The organism is Falsiporphyromonas endometrii, from assembly GCF_042654485.1.
Taxonomy (GTDB): Bacteria; Bacteroidota; Bacteroidia; order Bacteroidales; family Porphyromonadaceae; genus Porphyromonas; species Porphyromonas endometrii.
The window spans coordinates 1-2,173 of sequence record NZ_JBHSGO010000083.1 but is presented as its reverse complement, the minus strand read 5'-3'; the positions used below and the strand labels follow the sequence as shown (position 1 = coordinate 2,173).

Genomic DNA, 2,173 nt, shown 5'->3' with positions numbered 1-2,173 from the left:
TGCGAATAGTGTTATATTTGCCATGAAAAGGGTGGTTGGTGACAGCTCTTGGAGCTGTTCTTTTTTGTTCAATACAAACCTACCCTTTTCTTTTTATTCGTCAAAAACGTTTAGGACACTATTGAGATAAAGTCTATCTTTAGAGACTTCAAAAGAGTCTTCTTTGCAACAAATCACTTACCTTTACGCCCAATTATGAATTGACATTTGTTGCATTTATAGTATATTTGCCAAGCTATTTCAAGAAATTAAAAACAACGTCATATAGATAATTATGTCTAAGAAAACAAATCAACAGGAGAATGCGATGGAGGAAATCGCATCTAAATCAGAGCGATTCGTAGAGAAAAATGTCTCTAAAATCCTAACCGTAGTACTGATCATCATTGTACTTGTGGCAGGTATTTTTGCCTATTTCCAATTCGTTAAGAAACCAAAAGCACAAAAAGCTCTTTCAGAGTCTTATGTAGCTGAAGATTTATTTATCAATGGAGAGGACAGTGCCGCCCTATACGGACAAAATGGTCATAAAGGTCTTTTGGCAATCGCAAAGGAATATTCTTCCACAGAAACCGGCAACTTAAGCCATGCCTATGCAGGTATTTGCTTCTACGATATGGGCAAGTATCAGGAGGCACTGGAGGAATTGAAAAAATTCTCTGCTGACGAATCAGTAGTGGCACCTTCTATCGAAAGACTGATTGGCGACTGCTATGTACAACTCAAAAAACCCGAGGAAGCAGTTAAGGCATTCGAAAAAGCAGCCAAAGATGCCGACAATGACGCAATATCTCCTCTATGCCTCGTTAAGGCAGGACATGTTTATGAAACATTGAAGCAGTACGACAAAGCGCTTAATTGCTACAAGCAAATCAAAGACAAGTACTATACAGCTCCCGAAGCTGAAACAGTGGATGCTGACATTATGAGAGTTGAAGCTCAAATAAAGAAATAAAAGCTATGGCTACAGAAGCTCATTTGGAAGGTGACAACCTTTTAGAAAGCCCGATTGTAGGGGCAGAAAAACGAACAATAGGCATTGTAGTTGCTGAATGGAACAGTCATATCACAAAAGCCTTGCTGGATGGTGCAATAGCAACACTCAAAGAACATCATGTAGATGAAATTAGAGTCATGCAGGTACCCGGGACTTTTGAGCTTACATACGGATGCTCAGAGTTTATCAGAGAAGGGGGGCTGGATGCCGTCATTGCGCTGGGCTGTGTAGTAAGAGGTGACACTCCCCATTTTGACTATATCTGCCAAGGTGTAACTCAAGGATTGGCAAGCCTAAATGCTGCTGCAATTGTTGGAAACACCAAAGAAAATGCTTTCTACCCCATTCCGGTCATATTTGGAGTACTCACAACAAATACAATGGAGCAGGCGGAAGATAGAGCAGGTGGCAAACTGGGAAACAAAGGATCTGAGGCAGCAATTACTGCACTCAAGATGTGTTCGCCATATACGGTGACCATACCGGTAGAATAATCCGGACACTATTATCAAAGATAGCGGGGGATGCGTCAATTCTTTTGACACATCCCTCTTTTATTGTTAAGCACAAATAGCAATGATGTCAGTGGTACAACATTCTTCTCTCAGTCAATCATTGTGATCTACCCAGTATCCGTTCGTTTGTTGCAAACAATGACAAAAGTCAACCTAAGAATAGCAATCAGAACAACAATGCTGCCATCGAAAACATTATGACTCGAGTCAGCGTACGATCATACAAAGCAACAGCCATTGAAACCGAAAAAATAACGACAATCCTTAAGGCCGGAATGGCTGCACCATCAGGGCTTGACAAACGTCCTTGGCATTTCATTGTTGTAACCGACAAAAAGCAAATTCACGCATTGTCCAAAGCCAACCCCGGATCAGAGGCCATTATAAACAATGCTCCACTCATAATTGTCGTATGTGGTGACATGAATAAAGCAGATAAGGGAAGCGGACACGACAATTGGATATTAGACACTTCCGCAGCCTCAGAAAACATCTTATTAGCAGCCCATGCACTTGGACTTGGAGCAGTCTGGACAGGTAGTATCCCAAAAAGTGTGTAAAGGAGATTTATCTTTGAGTCAAAATTAATCATTTCCTTTCATTGTTTAGTTCATCCGTCAGGCGGGCATGAAAAACACCGGGGGGATTGGCGTCCGCCCGG

Annotated in this window: 3 protein-coding genes; all 3 read left to right on the top strand. The window is 41.5% G+C overall.

The features are described from left to right. Positions 1-274: 274 nt before the first annotated feature. The 3 genes from ACFO3G_RS03400 (at position 275) to ACFO3G_RS03390 (ending at position 2,072) form a co-directional block, all read left to right on the top strand. Positions 275-955, top strand: a complete 681-nt coding sequence (locus ACFO3G_RS03400) for a tetratricopeptide repeat protein (protein ID WP_380077994.1) — start codon at positions 275-277, stop codon at positions 953-955. Between the two features lie 5 nt (positions 956-960). Further along, a complete protein-coding gene (gene ribH, locus ACFO3G_RS03395; protein ID WP_380077992.1) occupies positions 961-1,491 on the top strand; it encodes a 6,7-dimethyl-8-ribityllumazine synthase in 531 nt (176 codons plus the stop codon). 218 nt (positions 1,492-1,709) lie between these two features. After that, complete coding sequence (locus ACFO3G_RS03390; protein WP_380077990.1) at positions 1,710-2,072, top strand: nitroreductase family protein; 363 nt, start codon at positions 1,710-1,712, stop codon at positions 2,070-2,072. The last annotated feature ends 101 nt before the right edge of the window (positions 2,073-2,173 follow it).